19 protein-coding genes are annotated in these 23925 nt (G+C 55.2%); 9 read left to right on the forward strand and 10 right to left on the reverse strand.

Annotated features, from left to right (window positions below):
* Nucleotides 1-534 precede the first annotated feature (534 nt).
* The 5 genes from NZ823_06475 to NZ823_06495 all read right to left on the reverse strand — a co-directional run bounded on the left by NZ823_06475 (nucleotide 535) and on the right by NZ823_06495 (nucleotide 7521).
* Entirely contained in the window at nucleotides 535-1833 is a 1299-nt protein-coding gene (locus NZ823_06475; GenBank protein MCS6804775.1) for a citrate synthase, read from the reverse strand.
* Nucleotides 1834-1900: 67 nt separating this feature from the next.
* Nucleotides 1901-2995 carry a c-type cytochrome gene (locus tag NZ823_06480; protein MCS6804776.1) on the reverse strand — a complete coding sequence of 365 codons (1095 nt, stop codon included), beginning with the start codon at nucleotides 2993-2995 and terminating at the stop codon, nucleotides 1901-1903.
* A 412-nt stretch (nucleotides 2996-3407) separates the two neighbouring features.
* On the reverse strand, nucleotides 3408-4784 hold the full coding sequence (locus tag NZ823_06485; GenBank protein MCS6804777.1) for a tryptophanase: 1377 nt from the start codon (nucleotides 4782-4784) through the stop codon (nucleotides 3408-3410).
* Between the two features lie 156 nt (nucleotides 4785-4940).
* Entirely contained in the window at nucleotides 4941-6914 is a 1974-nt protein-coding gene (locus NZ823_06490) for a glutamate-cysteine ligase family protein (protein MCS6804778.1), read from the reverse strand.
* A gap of 196 nt (nucleotides 6915-7110) precedes the next feature.
* Nucleotides 7111-7521: a hypothetical protein gene (locus NZ823_06495; GenBank protein MCS6804779.1), complete on the reverse strand. Its 411-nt coding sequence runs from the start codon at nucleotides 7519-7521 to the stop codon at nucleotides 7111-7113.
* A 429-nt stretch (nucleotides 7522-7950) separates the two neighbouring features.
* Between NZ823_06495 and NZ823_06500 the strand changes: the two genes are divergently transcribed.
* The 6 genes from NZ823_06500 to NZ823_06525 all read left to right on the forward strand — a co-directional run bounded on the left by NZ823_06500 (nucleotide 7951) and on the right by NZ823_06525 (nucleotide 14324).
* Nucleotides 7951-8595, forward strand: a complete 645-nt coding sequence (locus NZ823_06500) for a hypothetical protein (protein ID MCS6804780.1) — start codon at nucleotides 7951-7953, stop codon at nucleotides 8593-8595.
* A gap of 128 nt (nucleotides 8596-8723) precedes the next feature.
* The gene (locus NZ823_06505) at nucleotides 8724-9077 is read left to right on the forward strand and encodes a hypothetical protein (protein ID MCS6804781.1); all 354 of its coding nucleotides are present in this window, start codon (nucleotides 8724-8726) and stop codon (nucleotides 9075-9077) included.
* Nucleotides 9078-9809: 732 nt separating this feature from the next.
* Nucleotides 9810-10508: a pirin family protein gene (locus NZ823_06510; protein MCS6804782.1), complete on the forward strand. Its 699-nt coding sequence runs from the start codon at nucleotides 9810-9812 to the stop codon at nucleotides 10506-10508.
* 561 nt (nucleotides 10509-11069) lie between these two features.
* The gene (locus NZ823_06515) at nucleotides 11070-11645 is read left to right on the forward strand and encodes a peptidoglycan-binding protein (GenBank protein ID MCS6804783.1); all 576 of its coding nucleotides are present in this window, start codon (nucleotides 11070-11072) and stop codon (nucleotides 11643-11645) included.
* A 399-nt stretch (nucleotides 11646-12044) separates the two neighbouring features.
* Nucleotides 12045-12899 carry a class II glutamine amidotransferase gene (locus NZ823_06520; protein MCS6804784.1) on the forward strand — a complete coding sequence of 285 codons (855 nt, stop codon included), beginning with the start codon at nucleotides 12045-12047 and terminating at the stop codon, nucleotides 12897-12899.
* 273 nt (nucleotides 12900-13172) lie between these two features.
* Nucleotides 13173-14324: a PLP-dependent aspartate aminotransferase family protein gene (locus NZ823_06525; GenBank protein MCS6804785.1), complete on the forward strand. Its 1152-nt coding sequence runs from the start codon at nucleotides 13173-13175 to the stop codon at nucleotides 14322-14324.
* Nucleotides 14325-14559: 235 nt separating this feature from the next.
* On the opposite strand, the gene NZ823_06530 is transcribed toward NZ823_06525, so the two are convergent.
* Both NZ823_06530 and NZ823_06535 read right to left on the reverse strand, forming a co-directional pair.
* Nucleotides 14560-15051, reverse strand: a complete 492-nt coding sequence (locus NZ823_06530; GenBank protein MCS6804786.1) for a hypothetical protein — start codon at nucleotides 15049-15051, stop codon at nucleotides 14560-14562.
* A 69-nt stretch (nucleotides 15052-15120) separates the two neighbouring features.
* Nucleotides 15121-15549 (reverse strand): hypothetical protein, encoded by a 429-nt coding sequence (locus tag NZ823_06535; protein ID MCS6804787.1) that lies wholly within the window; start codon nucleotides 15547-15549, stop codon nucleotides 15121-15123.
* A gap of 22 nt (nucleotides 15550-15571) precedes the next feature.
* Here NZ823_06535 and NZ823_06540 point away from each other — a divergent pair, with 22 nt between their 5' ends.
* The 3 genes from NZ823_06540 to NZ823_06550 are packed head-to-tail and all read left to right on the forward strand — an operon-like array spanning nucleotide 15572 to nucleotide 19970.
* Nucleotides 15572-17236 carry an amidohydrolase family protein gene (locus NZ823_06540; GenBank protein ID MCS6804788.1) on the forward strand — a complete coding sequence of 555 codons (1665 nt, stop codon included), beginning with the start codon at nucleotides 15572-15574 and terminating at the stop codon, nucleotides 17234-17236.
* An 11-nt stretch (nucleotides 17237-17247) separates the two neighbouring features.
* On the forward strand, nucleotides 17248-18672 hold the full coding sequence (locus NZ823_06545) for an amidohydrolase (GenBank protein ID MCS6804789.1): 1425 nt from the start codon (nucleotides 17248-17250) through the stop codon (nucleotides 18670-18672).
* Nucleotides 18669-19970 (forward strand): amidohydrolase family protein, encoded by a 1302-nt coding sequence (locus NZ823_06550; GenBank protein MCS6804790.1) that lies wholly within the window; start codon nucleotides 18669-18671, stop codon nucleotides 19968-19970. The genes NZ823_06545 and NZ823_06550 overlap by 4 nt, the downstream gene beginning before the upstream one ends.
* A gap of 268 nt (nucleotides 19971-20238) precedes the next feature.
* Here NZ823_06550 and NZ823_06555 read toward each other — a convergent pair whose 3' ends face one another.
* The 3 genes from NZ823_06555 to NZ823_06565 form a co-directional block, all read right to left on the reverse strand.
* Nucleotides 20239-22200, reverse strand: a complete 1962-nt coding sequence (locus NZ823_06555) for an ABC-F family ATP-binding cassette domain-containing protein (protein MCS6804791.1) — start codon at nucleotides 22198-22200, stop codon at nucleotides 20239-20241.
* A gap of 101 nt (nucleotides 22201-22301) precedes the next feature.
* Nucleotides 22302-23366, reverse strand: a complete 1065-nt coding sequence (locus tag NZ823_06560) for an NAD-dependent epimerase/dehydratase family protein (protein MCS6804792.1) — start codon at nucleotides 23364-23366, stop codon at nucleotides 22302-22304.
* A gap of 62 nt (nucleotides 23367-23428) precedes the next feature.
* Nucleotides 23429-23875 (reverse strand): phasin family protein, encoded by a 447-nt coding sequence (locus NZ823_06565; protein ID MCS6804793.1) that lies wholly within the window; start codon nucleotides 23873-23875, stop codon nucleotides 23429-23431.
* Nucleotides 23876-23925 lie beyond the last annotated feature (50 nt).

Here is a 23925-nt window from a genome sequence, read left to right on the forward strand (position 1 = left end):
GGCCGAATTCTTCTAAGTGCCACACTTCCATTGACTTAAGTCCTTGTGATAACCCCCCTTGGTTTCGCCGATGCGAAACACGTAGGGAAAGACTCGCAATTAAATTGTCAAAGATCAAAAAGGTGGCTCATTTATACAACATCATCTTGATGAAATCAAGCCCCTGAAGAGATGGACTAAGATGATGGGTGATCAGTAGGCCGAGTAATAGACAGGAGGCGGGTGGCCAGCTCGGCCAGTTCAGTGTCTGTTGTTAATCAGTAGGTGGACAAAAGTTCTGGGAGATTTTGGGGGACGGGACGTTTTGGCGTGCGGTGACGTGTCACCGCTTTCTGGCCAAAGCTGCGACACGTCGCAGCACTCCAAAAACGCCACGAACTTTTGTCACGTTACTATTGTTGGGCGCGAACGCTCCTGGGCAAGCGCTGAAGCCCGATGTAGGGCGGGTATCGGGTTGCAGCGTTACCAGCATGAAGGCCGAACGGCCTTGGTCCGCCTCTATCCGGTGAGCACAGAGCAGCGGTGAGCACGGCCTCACGCGCACGTCTGCCGTGCCTCGATTGGGACGAAGTCTCGTTTGGAATGACCGAGGTAAATCTGCCGAGGTCGGGCGATCTTTTGATCGCTATCCCTGAGCATTTCGTCCCATTGAGCAAGCCAACCCGCCGTGCGCGGGATAGCGAAGAGCACGGGGAACATGGTAGTTGGGAACCCCATTGCCTGATAGATGATGCCGGAATAGAAGTCAACGTTCGGATAGAGTTTGCGCGAGACGAAGTAGTCGTCTTCGAGCGCGATTCTTTCCAGTTCCAGCGCAATATCGAGCAGTGGGTTGCTGCCGGTGACATCAAGGACTTCGGTGGCAATTTGCTTGATGATGCGGGCACGTGGGTCGTAGTTTTTGTAGACGCGGTGACCGAATCCCATCAATCGGCCTTCGCCGGCCTTGACGCGTTTGATGAATTCGGGGACGTGCTCGCGCGATCCGATCTGTTGGAGCATCCGCAGGACGGCCTCATTGGCGCCGCCGTGCAAGGGGCCATAGAGCGCCGCTGCGGCTGCTGCTACGGCGCAGAATGGATCGGCATGTGAACTGCCGACGCTGCGCATGGTATTGGTGCTGCAATTCTGTTCATGATCAGCGTGCAGGATGAAGAGCACATCGAGCGCGCGCTCCAGCGTGGCATTGGGCGTGTATTTGAGTTCGGTGGCTTTGAAGAGCATGTTGAGGAAATTGCCTGTGTAGCTCAGGTCGTTATCCGGATAGGCATAAGGCAATCCTCGGCTGTGGCGGTAGGCGAAGGCAGCAATGGTAGGCATTTTGGCGACGAGGCGATAGGTCTGCAACTTTCGTGATTCTGGATCATGGATATTTTTTGAGTCGGCGTAAAACGTGGAGAGCGCCGCCACAGTGCTGATCAAGATAGCCATTGGATGGGCATCGTAGTGGAAGCCATCAATGAACTTCTTGGTGTTTTCGTGGAGCATAGTGTGATGCGTGATATTCCATGTCCAGTCAGCCAACTGCTCTTTGGTTGGCAGTTCGCCGTAGAGGATCAGATAAGCTGTCTCTAGGAATGTGCTTTTTTCGGCCAGTTGCTCAATCGGGTAGCCGCGATACCAGAGGATGCCGCGCTCGCCATCAATGAACGTGATCTGGCTCTTGCACGAGGCGGTGTTGGTGAATCCCGGGTCGTAGGTCATCAAACCAAAATCATCGGGCGAGGTTTTGATTTGACGTAGGTCCATGGCTCGAATCGTGCCATGTTGGATAGGAATTTCGTAGCTTTTGCCGGTTCGGTTATCAATCAAGGTTAGTGTCTCTTTTGTCATAAAATCCTCCTTTTGCACCCGAGGGTGCCGAAGAAAAGTGTTCGGTGCAGTGTTGGCCCAAGCCAATTCATTGAGGCAGTTCTTGGGTCACCTCCACCTTGGGCAGTTCGCCCGTCAGCGCTTCGAGGAACGCCGCCATGTATTTAATCTCTTCGTCGCTGAATCGTTTGGAAAGTTCGTAAACCACTTCGCCGCGTTTTTTCAGTTGCTCTCTGCTTTGGCCGTGAACGCGGAAGAAGGCCGCTTCAACCAGATTCGGCTCTGAACCATTATGAAAGTATGGGGCGGTGAGCGCCACGTTGCGCAGCGATGGTACACGGAACTTGCCGTAGTCGTACTGTTGCTTGGTCCAATTGTAGCGTCCCATGTCTGGCTGGACGTAAATTCCCGAAGGTGTGAATTCCTGATTGGTAAAGAGCTTTCCCTGGTGACAGGTGAAGCATTCGGCGCGAGTCAGAAACAGATTGAGGCCTTCTTTTTGTTCGCCTGTCATCGCGTTGAGATCGCCTTTGATGAATTTGTCGAAGGGCGATGGTCCTGTCACCAGCGTACGTTCAAAGCTGGCGATTGCCTGGGCAATGCGTTCGGCTGTGACCTGTGGATCGCCGAAGGCCGCTTGAAAGAGCGGTTTGTAGCCGTCAATGGCGCTGATGGTTTTGACGGCTGCTGCGGGAGAGCTTGCCATCTCATCGGGGTTCGCCAGGGCTTTGAGCACTTGGTCTTCCAGACTGGAGGCGCGGCCGTCCCAATACAATGTTTGATAATAGGCGACGTTCAGCAATGTTGGCGTATTGCGCATGGCTCGGCGATTTCCTACGCCGACAGCCCGTGCTCGCCCGTCAGCCCACGCTTTGTCCGGTTGATGGCAGGAAGCGCAACTGGTTTTCTTATCGCCGCCGAGTCGTGGGTCAAAGAATAAGGTTTTGCCCAGGGCGACTTTTTGTTCGGTCAGCGGGTTGTCAGGCGGGACGGGCACAGGGTCTAGCGAGCCGAGGCGGGCTTTGAGGAAACTGGTTCGTGCTGTTGGTCGGAGTTGTTCGAGCGGGGCTGGATCGCGGCGGGTTTCAGTCACCGGCTTTTGCGATTGACACCCCAGCAGAGCGACCAACCACACGCTGAGCATCGTCGCGATCATGAGGTTGTGACGAACGTGGGTTATCATAAACCGTCTCCTTTGACTTCCAGTTTTTTGTATGGTCGTCCTCCGAAGTTTTATGTAACCACCAAGTCAGAAGAGCAAACGGTGTGCCTTACCTGCGTCGGCTGGTGTCGCTTGCATGAGCGCGTTTATAGCCTACTGGTTTCAATCGAAAACGCTTGGACGTGCGTTTGAGCCATAGAGGCAGACGCTTCCGGATTGGGTGATTTGACCAGGGGTGGGGCAAAAGTGGACATCAGGGCATGCCGTCGGCAGGCGCCACTGGCCGTCGTTGCGGTGAGCAAGGCCGGTTGACACACGCGCAAAGGACGTCTGGCCAGCCGACGTTTCTGTTATGACCAAAAGACGAAAACTTGCCGGTTGACACACGCGCAAAGGACGTCTGGGCAGCCGTCGCGGGTCTTGCACGTCCAGCTCACTCGATGTATTCAAACCGCGCGGTGAAATGGCGCAGAAACGGCGCTTGATAGACGATGCGCATGCCGCGCAATGTTTCTCGGCGACGATAAACGTTAATGATCGCTTCAGCGACGTAATCTATGTGACTTTGCGTGTAAACGCGTCGCGGGATGGCCAGTCGCACCAGTTCCATCGGCGCGGGTATTTCCTGGCCGGTTTCCGGGTCTTGGCGAGCGAACATCACCGAGCCGACTTCCACACTGCGGATGCCGGCTTCCAGATAGAGCTCGGCAACGAGCGATTGTCCTGGATAATGAAGCGGCGGAATGTGCGGCAACATGGCCTTGGCATCAATATAGACAGCGTGTCCGCCCGGCGGCTCGATAATCGGCACGCCTTCAAAGGCGATTTGGTGGCCCAGATACTTGACCGAGGCGATGCGGTATTGCAGATAGTCCTCGTGCAGGACTTCTTCCAAGCCAATGGCAATGGCCTCCAAATCGCGCCCGGCCAGGCCCCCGTATGTCGGAAAGCCTTCGGTCAATATCAATAGATCGCGTTCTTGTTCAGCGAGCTTGTCGTCGTTGGTGCAGAGGAAGCCGCCGATGTTGGCCAAGCCATCTTTTTTCGCCGACATGGTGCAGCCATCGGCGTAAGAGAACATCTCGCGGGCAATCTCTAAGAGCGACCGCTCGGCGTAGCCTTCTTCGCGTTGCTTGATGAAATAGGCATTTTCGGCAAACCGACAAGCGTCCAGGTAAAGCGGGATGTTGTAGGGCGTGAGAATCTGTTTAACCTCACGGATGTTGCTCATCGAGACGGGCTGGCCGCCGCCGGAATTGTTAGTCACGGTGAGCATGACCAACGGAATGCGCTCAGGCCCGACCCGTTTGATCAATTGCTCAAGCGCGTGCGTGTCCATGTTCCCTTTGAATGGATGATGCACGGATGGGTGTAACGCTTCCGGGATAGGCAGATCAACAGCCTCCGCGCCGGCGAATTGGATATTGGCGCGAGTCGTATCAAAGTGCGTGTTGTTGGGCACAATATGGCCTTTGCGGCACATGATCGAAAACAGGATGCGTTCGGCGGCTCGACCTTGATGCGTTGGGATCACGTGCTTGAAGCCGAAAATGCTTTTGACCGTGTCGCGGAAGCGATAATAGCTTTGGCTACAGGCATACGCCTCGTCGCCACGCATCATGCCGGCCCATTGTTCGGCGCTCATGGCTGACGTGCCGCTGTCGGTCAGCAAGTCAATCAGCACGTTTTCGGCGCGAATCATGAAGGGATTGTAACCGGCTTCTTGCAGCCACTGGGCGCGTTGCTGGCGTGTGCTCATGCGGATCGGTTCAACCACTTTGATTTTGAACGGTTCGATGATGGTTTTCATAAAGTGTCCTCCACATTGTCAGCGAGGCAAATGTCATGCCAACCATGTTGGCGGACTTGACTGTGGTTTTCCACTTGATGGCGCTCTGGCGCGGCACGCGAGCGAGCTGAGCGCAGGGCAGGAAGGAGGACCGGCGTTCGCTCGCTGCTTCAGCGATCAGCTTACGTGCGCTTTCTTGACTTTGAAGCGTCGGCGCTCTCTGAGGAGTGATGGAGCCGGTTCTGGCTGAGTGTGGGACAGAAATCGAGCCACGATGTTGAGGAAGTCATGCTCCGTCACAATGCCGACCAGTCGCTCATCTTTGACGACGGGCAGGGAATCAACCCGTTCCCGCCGCATCAGCGCGATTGCGTCCACCATTGATGTTTCTGGCGTGACCGTGATTGGATTAGGTTGCATGATGGTGCTCACAGCGATCGGTTCATTGCCCACTCGATCCGGTTGCTGACGAAGGTATCGCATGATTTCAAAACACGAGACGAGTCCGACGAGCCGTCCTTGCTCATCTTCGACAGGCACGTGCCGGATGTGTCGCCAATCCATCAGATGGGCGACCAGCTCGATGGGTTCGTGTGGTTCGACGGTGAACAGATCAGTGGTCATAAATTCTTCGACGCGTAAATCGCTGGGTTTCATGGCTCGTCCTTCCTCCAACTGGGCCAGCGGCCATTGGTGAACAGCCGCTCCCTGCCATTGACGATTGACGGTGGCCGCCGTCAGAGCGGTGAGTACTTCATCGCGGGTCCCTTCTTTTTTCAGTTTGCAGAATGAATTGAGCAGCCACTGTGAGCCAGTCTGTCCTGAGATAATTCGCTCATGCAGAATGCCCAGATACCGGTCAATATCCGACGCGGCAATGCCGGCGGCGGCCAGGCCTTCGCGGGCTTGCGGGATCAATTGCTGCGCGATCAGTGTTTGCGCCGGAATCGTTCGGCCGCCGAGCCACGTCATGTGCGCATCAAGTCCCATTTCCGCGGCGGCCAGAAAATTCGCTTCGGCATGATGAAACTCAATGACCTTGGTGATGTCGGGGACTTCGTGATGCAGCGCGTTCAAGAGGCCATAAAAGAATGCTGCGTTCGCCACTTCGTCGGCCACCGTCGGCCCAGCCGGCAGCGCACGCATTTCGATACGCAGATGTGCTTTGCCATTGACGATTCCGTAGCAAGGCCGATTCCAGCGATAGACCGTGCCGTTGAATACACGAAAGGCTTTCAACTCCGGCGGCAGTCCTTGCTGTAGCACAGCAAACGGATCTTCGGCAATGTATGCCCCCAAAATCACTTTGAAGCGGGCAATGTCTTCGCGGAAAAATTCCAGCACCGACTGATCCATCCAGCGTTGACCGAAGCTGACGCGCGAGCATCGCTCCCGCAGATGATAACTGGCGCTGCGCGTATCAACGGCCTGCTGGAATAAAGGGATGCGCGTCTCACGCCATAGTTGACGACCAAAGAGCAGCGGCGAATTGGCTGCCGCGGCCAGCACAGGCGCGCTGATGACTTGAGCCACATTGTACAGACGGGCGAAATGCTCGGCATCGGTTTGGAAATGCGCCTGGAAACTGGTACAACAAGCCTCCAACATCATCGAGTCGTGCTTGACGATCAGCTCATCCGTTCCTTTGAGTCGAAATTCATAAGCTCCGCCTCGCAGCTTGCTCAGCGCGTGATTTAACGCCAGGTAGCGCGGCTTGGGCGTGAGGTTTCGTATGTCAAGGTCGGATTTGCGGATCGTGGGCAAAATACCAGTCAGCACAATCTCCGCGCCGAGTTTCTGCGCAACCGTTCTGACGCGGTTGAGCCGATCGGTCAGTTCTTGTTCCATGCGCGAGAAACAATCACCGGCGAATGCCAATGGATCAAGATTGATCTCCAGGTTGAACAGGCCGATTTCTGTCGTGTAGTGTGGGTCTGTCAGTGCTTCCAGTATCTCGAGCGCCAGCGGCGCCGGGCGCCATGCCTGATCCACGATGAACAGTTCCTGCTCTGCGCCAATCCGGCGCACATCTGATTCGATCATCCCATTGGCGATCATGTGCTCGAGCGCTTCCAGTTCGCGCAACAGAGACTTCATAAACGAACGAAGCTGCTCCGGCTCCAAATGACGATCAATATTATGTTCGCCCATCGCCTGTGCGCCTCCCCGCCTATGCTATGGCACGGCGTTCCGCTATGTGAAACCACCGTGCTCGAAACACTGGTGGTGCAAAGTAATGAGCATGCCAGCACGGCTGCCACCACGCAGTGATAAGAAATTGCCATCGCGCACAGCGGACCATCTTGGCCAGCCGATGAACCGGACGGGAGCCGCTGCCGTGAGGTTGTTAGTAGATGACGGGTTCAGATTCCGTTGGCTTCTCAGGCTGGCTGGCTTGCTCGCTTTTGAGTCGCTCAATGGTTTTGCGCAGCCAGTCTGCTACCACTGCTTCCAGCTTGTCACGCCGCCCTGCAGCCTCCAACGAGTGGACCGTGTCGCCCCGCTCATTCAATGGAATGAAATGACACGGCATCGCCTCGTTCTTGGCTGAATCGGGCACAAAATTCATGAGCACGCAATCTTGATGACACTCCGGCTCGTGATCGGGCACATTCCAGTGTTGGATACAAGCAATCGAGTTTTTGAACATCGGTCGTTCTTTCCACGGCTCATCATGCACCGACCGGCCGTAGCCGCCACCCTCGATGACATCTAGTTCGGCCTCTAATAACCTGATCAAGTCTGTTCGATCTACCATGTGACTTCCTCCCCACGCGATTGTGGTGAAGCGTGCATCCTCATCGGGAGCTGCATCGCTTCATCAACCAATGGAGCAAGTTCAATGCCACAGGCCTGAGCTGGCCGCGCTCTGGTTAACCATGTGATGAGCAAAAACCTAAATCAAGGCGAGAGCCGTCGGCTCACCGGCGCGGATCGTTGATTTGACACAGTTGCGGGTGTTTTCGCGCAGACCGAGTTTGCTTTTTTTGCGCCGGTGGACTTGAGTTCGTGACCCGATTTCGCATAATATACCTGCGACAAATTCAGTGGTTGTAAGCGACTGAATCAATAAGAACACGCGAGGTAAGCTCCACAGGAAGGGCTTCGTGGCGGACGGGCGCATGTCGCATGGGGCGGCATGCAAATTGCAACAACTTTCTTGAGAGACCGAAGTGAGGAGGCGATCATGAAGAATGTGAACCAACGAATCAAATGGCTTGTGGTTGGCATCGGTGTGATGTATGCCATGCAATCAGCAGTGCTGCTGGTCCTGCATTACGTCGCGCCGGCTTGGGCTCCTGAGGGGTTTCATAACATCTTGGCCACGGTTGGCACCATGCTCGCCGCCTTTCTCGTCGGCGGGTTTGTGATCGGATTGATGGCTGAGCGAATTCTGCTGATCGAACCAACGCTGGCTGCGCTCGGCGCGCTGCTCATTGACATGTTGTTGACCAAAACCGGCGTGCTGAAAGAAATCTTTCTGACGAGCATCGCGATGGAAGCCGGCCAGTATGGGACGGTGGCCAGTCTTGCCGCGATTGCCATTGTCGCTGCCATTGCAGGCAGTCTGGTCGGGGAACGGATGGTGACGCCGCAAGAGCAATGGATCAGTCAGGCAGTCGTTGTGGTCGGACTCGCCGGTTTATTGTTAGGCCCGTTTCTGGTGTTGAGCCGGTATCTGCCCATCACCTTCAGTGTGATTGTGGGGCTAGCTCTGCTGGGCGGCATTGCGCTTGCAGCTTATCGGTTCGAACATCCGCGGCATGAGCTGGAGGAAGTGTCAATCAATCCCGACCGCTATGTGGACAGCAAACAGGCGTCCTCACACTAGGCCGATGATTCTTTGACACGGCTCTGCAAGGCTCACGTTCCCCTGACGAGACGAGCGCCGAGCCAGCTTCGCAGAGCAGCGGGCGCGTGAGCGCCTCTGCCGAGCTGGTTGGCGGTAGGAGGTGACCTATGGTTGCGTCAGATCGGATTGGTCATGCTCTCACGGGACTGACGCTCACAGGCGTCGAAGAGGCCGTGCGGGCATTGAACGAGCGCCGTGTACAACGCCTGGTCGTATGCGGCAAACTGCACCCTCCTATCGGCTGGCAATGTCAGGGTTGCTTGGCTGTCTATTTCACCCGTCAGAAACAGTGTCAGTATTGTCGGTCCACCAATATCCGCCAGGGCGATTTGAAATCTGTCATCATTGCCCGCGCCTATCGCCTGGGCTGCGCCATCGAGATCAAGAGTCGCTGTCCTGAATTGGAACAGCTTGGTGGAGTTGGCGTGCTGCTTGATGAACGCTGCGCCAACCACGCATGAGGCTGAAGCGATGCTCATTGAGAATCGTTCGTGTGCTCCCTGAAAGCCCGTGGGGGGATAAGCATATTGGAGGCGGATGAGGCCAATTCGGGCGAGCAGCAGCGGATGCTCCATGAGCGCATCCGCGTTGTTCTCTCGAATTGGCATCATCCGCATTCTTGTTTCGGAGGAATCACCCACGTGTTTTGAGCACACCACGAGGGGAGTCAGGAGCCAGGAGTCAGGGGGCAGCAATCAGAAGGGACTCGCTCCCATCCAACGGCACGCCACGAATGATGAAAATGGTTATTTGCAGAGGAGCATGCGTTTTGGAGTGCGGCGGCAAGCCCGCAGGGCGCGACGCCGCTTTGGCGTGGTACGGAGTGTCAGGACAGAAAGCGCCGTCGCGCTTCGCTCTGCCGGCGCACTCCAAGATAAAGTCAGGAATCGGCCATGAGCTCCGCGCCTTCCACGAAGGATGAAAATGGTTGTTTTCAGAGTAGGGAGGGGTCAGCCACAGGTTGCACCGATTGTCACCGAGAGAACCATCGGTGTGAAGCTGTGAAATCTGTGGCTATTTTCAGAGGAGTTGTTCATGTCGTGCGGGACGACGCCCAGAAACGATGAAAAACGCCACAGGTGTGGACGCCTGTGCCACTTTTTCAGAGGAGTTGTTCATGTCGTCCGGGACGACGCGCAGAAACGATGAAAAACACAGGCGGGAACGCCTGTGCTTTTCAAGAGGAGTCAAACATGATTACACGACGAGCAAGCCACGAACGGGGACATACGCAGTTATCTTGGCTGGACAGCCGCCACACGTTTTCTTTTGATCGCTACTGGGACCCGCGCTACATGGGCTTTCGCGCGCTGCGGGTTCTCAACGAAGACTGGATACAACCCGGCCAGGGCTTTGGCATGCATCCGCACAGCGATATGGAGATCATTACCTATGTGCTCGATGGCGCATTGGAACATCGAGATAGTTTAGGCACCGGCTCGGTCATCTATCCGGGCGACGGGCAGCGAATGACGGCAGGCGCGGGGATTCGGCATAGTGAATACAACCACTCGCAGACGGAGCCAGTGCATCTGCTGCAGATTTGGATTCTGCCGCAACAACGAGGGCTGGAACCCGGTTATGAGCAAAAGCAATTTCCTATGGAGAGCAAGCGCCAGCGTTGGTGTTTGATGGCCTCCGAAGACGGCCGTGATGGCTCGGTGACTGTCCATCAGGATGTCCGTCTCTTTGTTACGATCCTGGAGCCGGGGCAGCAGTTGGATTACTCGCTCGATTCCAATCGGCACGCCTGGTTGCAAGTGGCGCGCGGCGCCGTGACGCTCAATGGCATGGCGCTCGATCAAGGTGATGGCGCCGCCATCAGCGACGAACGCTGGCTTGAACTGAAGGCAACCCAGCCAGCCGAGTTATTGTTGTTTGATTTGGCGTAAAGGCTGGCCGTGTTTGCTTCAACCATCCTGCCGATGCCTCTGTTCTAGCTTCTCTCTGTGCTGAGACCATTAGTATTTACACATCCTCTGACCGCCTTGCCAAAAGGTAAGCACAGATTCACTGAGGAACAGATTTTCAATTGGTCGGTGAATCTGTGCTTGTTTTTCATCGTGTCTCCCGCGTCGTCCCGGGCACCATAGTAACGTGATAAAAGTTCGTGTCGTTTTTGGAGTGCTGCGACGTTTCGCAGCTTTGGCCGGAAAGCGGTGACATGTCACCGCACTCCGAAACGTCCCGTACCACCAAAATGTCCCAGAGCTTTTGTCCACTGGCTATGAACAACTCCGCGCAATTGTTATTACTTGGACGGTAGCATGGGCGTGTTGTAAAATGCAGGCTCTGTGATTTGCCTTGTCCTTGAGGATTTGCTTTCGATGTTGTGCTTAACGTCAATCGGAGGTAGTGATGGTGGAACGTTGGTCAGATGGGGAGTTGCCTGGCAATAGACGGCGGGCACACCTGCCTTCACTACCGATCTCTACTTTGCGGAGGGAGGAATCATGATGACATCACGACGGAGAATAATGGTATTGACGCTCATGCTGGCGTTGATCGCGGGACTGCTCAATATCGTGACAACGGTGGACGCCAGGCGACAAAGGCCGGAATTGCAATTGAGTCGTCAAACCGTGCGCCAGGTTCAACAAGCATTGAAAGATCGAGGCTATTACGACGGCGCCGTTGACGGCATCATGGGAGTGCGGACGCGGCGCGCAATTCAAGCTTTTCAGCAGGAAAAAGGTCTGTCAGCGACCGGACGCATTGATGAGCAGACGTTGAAAAAGTTAGGTATCCCCCTGAAAGAAGAAACGACACGTTCAGGAGCAGGTGCCAGCATCGGCGGCGGTATCAAGAAAGGGGCTGTTACCGCGGCGACGTCCACCGCCAAAGCCTCTACCAAGGCCGCCAAGGCATCGGCTGACGCTGGAACTGTCGCCGCCACAACGACGGCTGATGCAGCAACGACAGCCGGACGAGCCACCGCAGAAGGCGGCAAAAAGGCCGGCATGGCAGTGAAACGCTTTTTCACCGGCGGCGACGGGAACAACAAGAAGAAACGAGCGTCCCGCAACTGATCTCATGACCTGCGTAAGAAGTTGCTTTGACCACGAATCACGATAGTGGCGTCCCTTTCCCTTGTTTGCAGATGATGAGCTTTTTGCGAGGCAGCAGCAGGTCGTTTGGCAATACCTTTGCCTTGTGTGTAGATGATGAGGTGTTGTGCGAGGCATCCCTTGTGGCTGATTGCGTGCGAGAATGGAGCACAAGCAGGAATGGCTGTGCCACCATTTCACAGGAATCGCTCCTATGCAACAGCACGCCACGAAGAATCAGAATAGACCACAGGCAGGAATGCCTGTGCCATATTCTCAAGGGAGCGGAGAGAGCCAGATTCACCAACGGATGATCGCCGTTGATCCACTGAGTCCGTGTCATTGGCGTCTCATTCGTAATTTCTGAAAAAGGAGTGTCCGATGTGTCGGTTCGTCGTGTATAAAGGTCCGCGCTTACTGATGGCCGATTTACTGACACGGCCCAATCACTCGCTGATTAAACAGAGCTATCAGGCTGTTGAGCGAACAGAGCCGCTCAATGGAGACGGCTTTGGAGTTGGCTGGTATTCGCCGGAGATTGATCCGATTCCCTGTGTGTGGACCAGCACAACGCCAGCATGGAACAATCGCAATCTGCGGCGTCTGGCTGAGAAAATCATGTCGCCGTGCATGTTCGCTCATGTGCGCGCGGCTTCGCCGGGCATGCTCGTGAGCGAGGTGAACTGCCATCCGTTCCAGCACGACCGGTTCCTGTGGATGCACAACGGCATGATCCCTGATTTCATCAAGATCAAACGTCGTCTCCGGCAGTCGTTGCGCGACGAGTTTTATCATTTGATTCAGGGGACGACCGACTCGGAGCATGCCTTTGCTGTGTTTCTCAATCAATTGGCCGATCGTCGCGCTGATGGAGGGCCTCAGCATTTACAGCAGGCCATGCTGGCAACGATTGAGCAATTGAATCTCTGGACACGCGAGGCCGGCATCCATCAACCCGCGTATTACAACTTCGCCGTGACTGATGGCGAGACGGTCATCGCGACGCGCTACGTGAGCGACCCTGCCGAGGAGCCGGCCTCGCTCTATTATTCGCACGGCGCTAAATTCATCTGCCACGATGGGTATTGCCACATGGTGGCGGCTGAGTCCCATGAGCATGCCGTCATCATTGCTTCGGAGCCGCTGACCAACGTGGGAGATGATTGGAAGCGAATTCCTAAAAATCATCTGATTATGGTGAAGCCTGACTTGGAAATTGAGCTCATCGCGATCTGACGCGCGCGCTGAGCAGCAAGACGCTCCTCTGAGCGATATGCTGAAAGATGATCCCGATGACGCCGTCAATCTTCTCATGATTGTTCAATCAGCCTCGGTGAGCTGACTAAACGCACGACGCGTGAGCACGGCGCTGTGACGGTCGAATGCTCGACCGCACGGCGACCCGTGAAGCGAATTCTTTTGCCAGGTGCTCTGTGTCTTGACCAATGCAACCGCATGCGGGAGAATCACGCTTACTCGATCAAGCACTCATCACGCTAAGGAGACGATATGCGATTTACAACCAAACAAATTCACGCTGGCGTCGAACCCGATCCGGTGACCGGAGCCATCCTCACGCCGATCTATCAATCAACAACCTTTGTGCAAGATTCGGTGGATGCATACATGGCGAAGGGGTATTCGTACTCACGCGCGGGTAATCCGACGGTGCGAGCGCTTGAAAAAAAGCTGGCTGCCTTAGAGGGCGGCGCCGATGCTGTCTGTTATGCCTCAGGCATGGCGGCCATTCAAGCTGTATTGCAGGCATTCGTTAACGCTGGCGATCATGTGATTGTATCCGACGTGGCGTATGGCGGCACCTATCGGTTATGCACGAGAATCTTTTCGCGCTTTGGCGTGGCGTTCACGTTTGCTGATACGTCGAATCCCGATGATGTGCGACGCAGTTTGCGCGACACGACGCGACTCATTCTGACGGAAACGCCTGCCAATCCGACGTTGAAGTTGACCGATATTGTAGCTATCTCGGACATCGCACAAGCGCGGGGCATTCTTCATGCGGTGGACAATACGTTTCTCACTCCCTACTACCAACGACCTATTGAGTTGGGCGCTGATTTGGTCATTCATAGCACGACCAAGTATCTCGATGGTCACAACGCAACTATCGGCGGGGCCGTCGTCGCTCGCACAGTTGAGCAGGCTGAGCAGTTGCGGTTCATCCAGAAAGCGACCGGCGTAATCATGTCGCCGCAGGTGGCGTGGTTGACCTTGCAAGGGTGCAAGACGCTCTCGGTGCGCATGGATCAACAGTCGGAAAATGCGATGAGGATCGCTGAGTTCCTGGAGTCGCATCCGAGCGTGCAACGGGTTTGCTATCCTGGTTTGGAGTCGTTTCCACAATACGAATTGGCGAAACGCCAGGCAGCCGGCTTCGGCGCGATGATCTGGTTTGAAGTGCATGGTGGCGTGGCCGCCGGAAAGAAACTGATGGATTCAGTCAGACTCTGGAGTTTGGCCGAGAACCTCGGTTCTGTCGAATCGTTGGTCACGCACCCCGTCACGATGACGCACGCCGACGTGGATGAAGCCGAACGAAAACGTGTGGGAATTACCGATGGGCTTGTGCGACTTTCTGTTGGCCTGGAAGATGTCCAGGACTTGATCGAAGACTTACGGCAAGCGTTGGAGCGTCTGTGATGACAAACCTGAACCCGCAACTTGATCCAAGACTTACGACCGAGCGCTAGAACATTTGTGATGACAAGCTAACCGCGCGAAGGACTCAAGCGATGGCACACTGGCGTGTCGCTATGCCCTCTCTGTCATCCATGACTTAGATCGGTGTGTGAATGAGTTTACCCTGGGAGCACACGCTCAGCGTGCATGAGCCCGCAAGATGTAGGGCCCCAGCTAAGAGCAACTCAAAATCGCTCTAATAATCCTCGTTGTGTGATGTGGCCGGTCCCTCTGCTGGCAGTTGAAAGCCGGGGCGTGTTTCTGGGTGTTGGATTTGCCCACCCAGATGAGCTGTCCAGGCCATCATTCCGCCGCCAATGAGCGAGAGAACCAGTGAGGCCATAACCACCCAACTCGGCACTATTGCGCCGCCGCGCGCGCGAATGACGCCGAACAACGCTACAACCCCGAGGATGGCCACCACAATTGCTGCCGGCAGGGCAGCCTCTTCGTGTCTTTCAATCAGGTCGTGGGAGATGCCGGGGAGCCGTTCGATAATTTCTTCTGCCGGCTCGCCAGTCAGATACGTGGGGATCATGATCAAGGCTACAATCACAAACAACATGAGACTGAGTTTTTTGATCTCTTCGCTCTTTTTGAGCAAGCCAATCGCCAGCACGATCACACTCAGCCAAAGCCCGATGACAGGAATGTGATTGAGAATCAGATGTGCATGCGCTGAATTCACGATGACCTCCTTACGCTGAGATATATCAGAACATCAGTCAAAACGCAGGTCACGACCTTTGGCCGTGTCCTAGTGAAAACACGCTCTCGCATGAGCGGAATGTCCAAACTCCAATCCGACTGCTTCAACCTCGATGATCGTCTCCAGCTCAGAACCGACTCGACTCATTTCAGCGACGAAATAAACCCGGTCCACTCGTGACTGAGCAGCGTTGGATATTGATCCGACCGGCATGAGCCACAAAACGACCAAAGCCGAAAAGAGTCGAACTGAAACACATCGAACCTCTTCGTAGTCGGGCTGCTGCTGCCGAGCCGGAGCGGTATTATGCCGTTCTGCGTAGAGCCGTTCAAGGGGTTCGGTGATTTTGGATAAAACAAGACAGGCATCTTCCTGATCGGTGGCGTGTGGAATTGGCCAGAAATGCGGTTGCATCTCAGGGCCAGTTTTTGTAAAGTACCCACCGCCGTTTCGCTCGGTAGAAAACCAAAACAGCATTCTCATGCCAAGGAGAAGAGAAATGAGGTGGAAAATACCTTTATCACGACATTGGTCTTTTCGATGGCTCGCCGTCGCGCTCGTGTGTGGGAACGCCTTGTATGTTCCATTGCTCGGCGTCTCTTCAGACGGGCCACTGGTATATGCCATCAAAGACGCGCGGATCGTCACTGTGACCGGCGGTACGTTAGCCAAGGGCACGGTTCTGATCCGCGATGGTCTCATCGAATCGGTTGGCGAGCGCGTGCAGATTCCCCCGGATGCGCGTGTACTTGAGGGTGCAGGCTTAACCGTCTATCCGGGATTGATTGATGCTCACGCTGAGATCGCTCTGGAACAGCCGCAGCAAGCGGGACAACGACAAACACGCCCCGGCAGCGGCCAGCCTTCACCGCCTCCTTCACTCGAAAACAAGATGAGCCCCGATAAACTGGCAGCCGACCAACTCAAAGTTGATGAGGCAACGTTTGAAAAGTATCGCAATGCCGGTATCACCACGGCCTTAACAATTCCGCGTCGCGGCATTTTCATTGGCCAAAGCGCGCTGATCAATCTGGCCGGAGAGAAAGCGGCGCAGCTGGTTGTGCAATCGCCGGTGGCATTGCACATTGGCTTAGAAAGCACCGGCGGATTCCGTGAGTACCCCAGTTCATTGATGGGCGTGATTTCATATATTCGTCAGACGCTCTACGATGCACAGCATTACCAGCTCGAGCGCCAACGCTATCAAGCCACCAGACGCGGCATGCGGCGCCCTGAAATGAACAATGCCCTCGAAGCGTTGCAACCGGTGATTGCCGGACGTCTGCCTGTTGTCATGGTGGCTCAGGAGGCGAAAGAGATTCACCGAGCCATTGAGTTGGCGGAGGAATTCAAGCTCAAATGCATCATCTCCGGCGCAACGGAGAGCGCGCAGGTGGCCGAATTGTTACGTGCCAAGCAAATTCCTGTGCTCCTGAGCTTGAACTTTCCGACTGAGCCGAGAGACGCTGACCCCGAAGCTGACACGCCGGTGCGCGTGCTCAGGCAACGGGCCGAAGCGCCGAAAGCCGCCGCTATGCTCCAACGCGCCGGCGTCAAATTTGCCTTCACTTCGGGGTTTATGAGTGATCCAAAAGATTTCATCAAGAATGCCGCCAAAGCGGTCAAAGCAGGATTGGCTGAAGCCGATGCACTGAAGGCGCTCACCATCAATGCGGCAGAAATTTTCGGCGTGGCCGAGCAACTGGGTAGCATTGAAGCCGGCAAAATTGCCAACCTGCTGGTGACCGACGGCGACCTGTTCAATGAGAAGGCAACCATCAAATACGTCTTCATTGACGGTCGTCAATTTGAGATCAAGAAAGAGCCGTCCAGAGCGACGCCTGCGGGCGAGCAGCCGCCGGTGGACGCCACTGGTATGTGGAACCTCACGGTTGAAACGCCACAGGGAGCCGTGCAAGTCACGGCCAACGTGCAGCAGTCCGGGACGACCCTTGGCGGCACGATTTCCAGCCTCTTTGGCGAAGCGAGCATTTCCAGTGGTTCGATCCGCGGCCGGACAGTTCAGTTCGCTGCTTCTATCAACATCGGTGGACAGCCCACCAAAGTCGAATTTGATGGCACCATTCAAGGTGATTCCATCAACGGGACGGTATCCGTATCAGGACAGGGATCGTTTCCTTTCTCAGGAACGCGACCCAAATAAGGAAGGTGACTATGAAGCAGATTCATCGTGTCGCATCAGTCTTTCTCATTCTGGTCATGACCACGTTGACGTCAGCTCAGCAAAGCAGCTCCAGCGATGTTGTGCTGATCCAAAATGCAACCGTGATGACCGTCACGAATGGCACGATTCAAAACGGTTCGATTCTGATTCGCGACGGGAAGATCGCGGCTGTGGGGAAAAATCTCCGAGCGCCGGCTCAAGCTCGCGTCATTGACGCCACCGGCAAATTTGTCACACCCGGGTTGATTGATTGCCACTCGCATATCGCCATAGATGGCGGCGTCAATGAAGGCACATTGTCGGTGACCTCGATGGTGCGTATCCAAGATGTGTTGGACCCGACCGACATCAATATCTATCGCGACTTGGCGGGTGGCGTGACGACAGCGAACATCCTGCACGGTAGCGCCAACGCCATCGGGGGACATAATGCTGTTATCAAGTTGCGCTGGGGGAAGTCGGCCAAGGAAATGATCTTCGAGGGCGCTCCGCCGGGCATCAAGTTCGCCCTGGGCGAGAATCCGAAGCGGTCCAACTTCAATCCAGCGCCCGGCACCTCGCCACGGTTCCCGGCCACCCGCATGGGCGTTGAATTCACCATTCGAGAAGCGTTGACCGAGGCGCGTGAGTACATGCGCCAGTGGGATGAGTATCGGCGGCAGATCGCTCAGAATCCCAAGAGCGATGTTCTACCGCCCAAGCGCGACCTGAAATTAGATGCCCTGGCCGAAGTGCTGCGAGGTGAGCGGCTCGTGCACGCACATTGCTATCGCGCTGACGAAATCCTCATGCTCATTCGACTGGCTGAGGAATTTGGATTCAAGATCGCCACGTTTCAGCACGTCCTGGAAGGGTACAAAGTGGCGAAGGAAATCGCCGCGCACGGCGCCGGCGCATCGTCGTTTTCCGATTGGTGGGCCTTCAAAATCGAGGCCTACGATGCCATTCCCTACAACGGCGCGCTCATGGCACGCAAGGGAGTGCTCGTCTCATTTAACTCGGATAGCGCCGAACTGGCGCGTCGAATGAACCTGGAAGCCGCCAAGGCCGTCAAATATGGCGGACTGAGCGACGATGAGGCACTCGCATTGGTGACAATCAATCCAGCTAAGCAACTTCGTATTGATAAACGTGTCGGTTCGATCGAAGTCGGCAAGGATGCTGATCTGGTCATCTTCAGTGGTCATCCGCTGAGCGTCTACTCGATTGTTGAGAAGGTGTTCATAGATGGACAGCTCTATTTCGACCGGCAAGCTGATATTGCGCGTCGCGCTGAGCTGGAGAAAGAAAAACAGACACTCAAACAACAACTGAAGCAGGAGCGACCCGGTCAGCGAGAAGGCCGCCCCGAGCCGGATAGGAGAGACGTGCCACCACCGCCAACTCCCACACCACAACCTGGAGGTGAACAATGAGAAGGTCGCAAACCTTGCTACTGATGGCTCTGTTGGTGTCATTTGGTTTGACTACAATGCGGTTCTCGTCGGCAGCGCAAGGGCCTGTCTACGCGATTAAAAATGCCCAGATTGTGACCATGGCCGGGCCTCCCATCGAGCGGGGAACCGTGGTCATCCGTAATGGCCGCATCGCCGCCGTTGGCGCCAATGTCAGCATTCCCGGCAATGCACAAGTGATCGAGGCAGCCGGACTGGCCGTGTACCCCGGCATGATAGACTCACATACCAGCATCGGTCTGACGGAAATCGGTCAGGTACGCGCCACCGTAGATACGACGGAATTGGGTGAGTTCAATCCGCACATGCGAGCGATCGTGGCTGTTCACCCGGCCAGTGAATTGATTCCGGTGACTCGCCTCAACGGTATCACGTCAGTCATCACGCGGCCGGCGGGCGGTACACTCTCCGGTCAAGCGGCGCTGATCAACCTGGATGGGTGGACGTGGGAAGAGATGGCGTTGAAACCATCTGTGGGCATCGTCTTCAACTATCCGAGCCTGCGCAGCGGACGCTTCTTCGATTTCAACACCTTCGAGTTTCAAGAGCGCAGCTTCGAGCGGGCCAAAAGAGAACGCGATGAGAAACTGGACAAAATTCGCAAACTGCTGGACGATACCCGCGCCTACATCAAAGCTAAAGAAGCTCGATCACGCAGCTTCAACCCGGATCACGTGCTGGAGGCGCTCATACCGGTCGTCAAGGGCGACATGCCATTGATTGTATCCGCTGAGCGTCAACGCGACATCACCAGCGCGATTGAGTTCACCTCTGAGCAAAAGGTCAAAATGATCCTCAGCGGTGGCGATGAAGCATGGAAAGTGGCCTCGTTGCTCAAGGAAAAGAATATCCCCGTCTTGCTCGGACCGATCCTGAGCCTGCCAAATGACGAGGATGAACCATACGATCAACCCTTCACCACCGCTAAGAAATTGCTAGACGCCGGCGTTAAATTCGCTTTTCAAACCGGCGACAGCTCGAATGCTAGGAATTTGCCATATCATGCTGCCATGTGTGTGGCCTTTGGACTGCCCCGCGAAGAAGCGCTGAAGGCACTGACGATCTATCCGGCGCAAATCTGGGGTGTCGCCGATCAAATCGGGAGCATCGAAGTCGGCAAGCTGGCTAATTTGGCTGTGTGGGATGGTGATCCATTGGAGATTCGCTCGCAGGTGAAGCATCTGTTCATTAAGGGCCGATCCATTCCGCTGAAGAGCAAACACACAGAGCTGTACGAGCGCTATCGCAACCGGCCTTAACCTATCCGACCATTTGCTTCACCGTGCAAGCAGTGAGCGTTGTGATGTCCCTGATACGCTAAGTAACGTGACAAAAGTTCGGGGCGTTGTTGGAGTGCTGCGACGTGTCGCAGCCTTGGCCGGAAAGCGGTGAGACGTCACTGCACCCCAAAACGTCCCGTCCCTCCAACCCGTCCCCAAAATGTCCCCGAACTTTTGTCCACCTACTTAGGCGCGCTTCAACGGTCGCTTTGCCAGCTTCAGTGTGTGCGTCATCGGTGGCGTAGGATCAGTCGCCAGTATTGTTGGCTTGCATCGCTTCAAACTGCAAGGCCAGTTCCTCCCATCGCTGATTGAGCTGCTCAATGGTAGCTTCAATCAGCGAAAACTGGCGAGTCAATTCGGCAACGTTAGCTCCATTTTTGTACGTGTCAGGCGACTGAAGTAAGTTGGAAAGTTCCTCGTGCCTGTGTTGCATCTTGGCAAGCTGTTGTTCGACCTCGGCCAGTTCGTCGCGGAGCTGCTTCTGACGCCGATACTGCTCGTTGCGCTGTTGGGCCTCGCGACGCTTTTGCTCTTGGCGAGCATGGCGGTTGGTCGCCGACTCGGCGGGTTCGGCTACTGTTGCTTGCGGGGACGATGTTTCCTGTGAGCGTCGCCATTGATAATAGTCGTAGTCCCCAGGATACACGGTCAGGCGACCCTGCTCCACGCGAATGATCTTTTCAGCAACGTGGCGAATGAAGAAAACGTCGTGACTGATCATGACGAGCGTGCCGGTGAATTGATTCAGCGCTTCGATCAATGCGTCAATTGAATCAAGATCGAGATGAATCGTCGGCTCATCCATCAGCAGCAAGTTAGGCGGGTCCAGCAAAATTTTCACCAGAGCAAGCCGGCTCTTTTCACCGCCACTCAATACGCTGACCGGTTTGAACACGTCATCGCCATGAAACAAAAATGCGCCCAGTACCGTGCGCACGTAAACCTCTGGGTGGTTGCGCGTCGTGGACATGGCCTCTTCCAGCACTGTCTTATTCAAATCCAGCATCTCATGCCGAAACTGTGTGTAATAGGCGCAGCGTACATCCCGTCCCAATCGTCGCTCACCCCGTTCAAATGGAACCACCCCGGCCATGAGTTTCAGCAGCGTTGATTTTCCTGCTCCGTTTGGCCCGACAAGCGCGATCTTCTCGCCGCGCTCCAATTGAAGTGTCAGGTCTTCGTAGACCCGCTTCGCCCCATACGATTTGTGCACATTCACTAACTCAACGACGATCTTGCCAGACTTTTCCGGCTGCGGAAAATGAAAATGAACGGTTGGTTCCAAATCAGGTAGCTCGATACGTTCGATCTTCTGCAGCATTTTGATGCGACTTTGCACCTGACGCGCCTTGGTGGCTTTGGCGCGGAACCGTTCAATGAATCGTTCAACTTGGGCGATCTTGCGTTGCTGGTTCTTCTGAGCAGACTCCAAAAGCTCCAGACGGGCGTCACGTTGGCGGACGTAGTCTTCGTAATTACCGGCATAGCGAGTCAGTTGACCATGCCGCAGCTCAACAATCGAGGTGACTGTCGAATTGAGGAACTCACGGTCGTGCGAAACAACCAGTAAACCCCCAGCATAGGACCGCAGATAATCCTGAAACCAACCGAGCGCCTCCAGATCGAGATGATTTGTCGGTTCATCAAGCAACAAGAAATCTGGACGAGAAACGAGCAGACGAGCTAAGACAGCCCGCATGACCCAACCACCACTGAATTGACTGAGCGGACGATCAAAATCGTTGGTGTGAAATCCCAAACCTGCAAGGATGGCCTTGGCTCGTGGTTCGAGGTCATCGGATGCAATCAAATCAAGCCGGTGCTGGATGTCGCCATATTGACGTAAAAGCTGCTTCTGTGCACGCTCGTCCGACCTGCTGAGGTCAGCCAGTTGCCCTTCGATGCGCCTGCGCTCAGCCAGCAGGTGATCGCGCTCAGCCGATACGAGCAAGGCTTCCTGTAGAACAGTTCGTTGCTCGACAGGGATCACTTCTTGAGGAAGATAACCGAAGGTGACGCCTTTGGCCACGTGCACCTGACCGCTATCAGCCACTTCCCGGCCCATTATCAACGCCAGCAACGTAGATTTGCCTGCTCCATTGGCGCCAACCAGACCAATGCGGTCGTTCTTGTCAATCATCAGTGTGGCATTTTTGAGGAGGACTCGCTCCCCAAAACTCTTGCCGACATTTTGAAGCCAGATCATGCCGCTTTGCAAAAAGAATCCAAATGCTACGGCAGCGGTTGTGATGTGTCAAACGCCGCGTGCCATGCCAAACTCGGCAGGTCAGTGGGATCGTGGGATGATCAACGGCGTGAATTGAGATATTCAGCCTTGAACCATTCGATGGTTTTCGCAAGCCCTTCTTCAAACCCAATGCGCGGACTCCAGCCCAGCTCTTGACGCGCGCGCGTGCAGTCGAACACCGCTTTGTTACTCAGGATATACACAGCGTAGCGCGAGATCGTCGGCGGCTCTTTTTGCTGGAGCAAACGGGCTGAAAATTCGCTGAGCCGCGCAATGTTAAGGGCAACAGTGAGCGGAATACTTCGGGTCACCGGCTTCAACCCAAGTCCTTGAGCCAGCGCGTTCAGGTATTGACGTTGTGTGACCTGGCAATCAGTGCTGATGTTGAAGATGCGACCAAGAGCGTTAGGCTTGCTCGCTGCCAGAAGACAAGCATCAGCCAGATTCTGCGCGTAAATGAGGGCCACAGGATTCTCGCCAGAGCCAATACAACATGCCATCCGTCCTTTCAAGAATTGAACAAGTCGCGGGAGACTGGCACGATCACGCGGCCCGTAAATCCAGCCCGGTCGAATCACGCAGGCTTCAACCCAATTCTTGTCGTGGTAGCTTAAGACCAGCTTTTCTGCGGCAATTTTTGCCGGCGCATAATGCTCCCACGCGAGGAAGTGGGATGCATACGGTGCCGATTCGTTCCAGATGCCCCCGCGATGAGCAACATACCCATAGACAGCCACCGAGCTCATGTAAACGATGCGGCGCACTCCACACGCCCGCATCGCTTCCAGAACGTGCCGAGTGCCGTCAATGATGTCGCGTTGAAATTCTGCCCATGAGCCCCAATCCGTAACTTTGGCTGCGACATGGAAGACAACATCGGCGCCCTTCATGCCTCGTTCAATAGAAGGCTGATCGTTCAAGTCTCCAATCGCCAGTTGTGCGCCGAGTTTCCTTAACAGACCTGTGTCACTGGTCGGGCGCACCAGAGCAACCACGTCATGCCCCAGTTCAACTAAGCGCTCGGCCAAGTGGCTGCCGGCAAGCCCTGTGGCTCCGGTCACAAACGCCTTCATGGCTAAAATGGCGCTGGGCGGGCGCTGTGCATGATCGCGCCGTCTCGACACTCATGCCCACCTGATGAGCGGCAGGATCGAGTCAGGAATCATGGACAACGCGCCACGTAGGATTACGCCTGTGCTTGTACTGGCTTCCTTGCCTGGGTCAGTTTGTTCACACGAGCCGACAGCTCGGCAACCCGCTTGCTGAGCTTCTCAACGTCGGCCTTCGAGGGAATATCAAGAGTGTTGAGCACCCTCCGAACCCCGGATTCAATTCGACTTTCCAATGTCGTCTCCACCTGCTTGACCCGACGTTCCATCTTCAGGAGTGACCGAATCTTCTGAACAACGTCCTTTTCGGAAGTTTCACCTTTCTTGATCGCCTTCTCAATGAACGTCTCGATGCCTTCTTTGGCAAGCATGGTAGCGCCGAGCCCAAAATAGAAAGTTTGACTGAGGGTTTCACTCACTTGTTCGATGACGCTCTCAATCCCCTTCTCAACTTCTTTCATGCCGCTTTCGATTCTGGGGACGAGCTTCAGTTCGACTGCTCTTTTTTGTGGTTTGACTGCCATATTATGCCTCCTTTGGCAGCGGGATCATCCATTGGGATAACCCGCTGAAA

This window comes from Blastocatellia bacterium, assembly GCA_025054955.1.
Classification (GTDB): Bacteria; Acidobacteriota; Blastocatellia; order HR10; family J050; genus JANWZE01.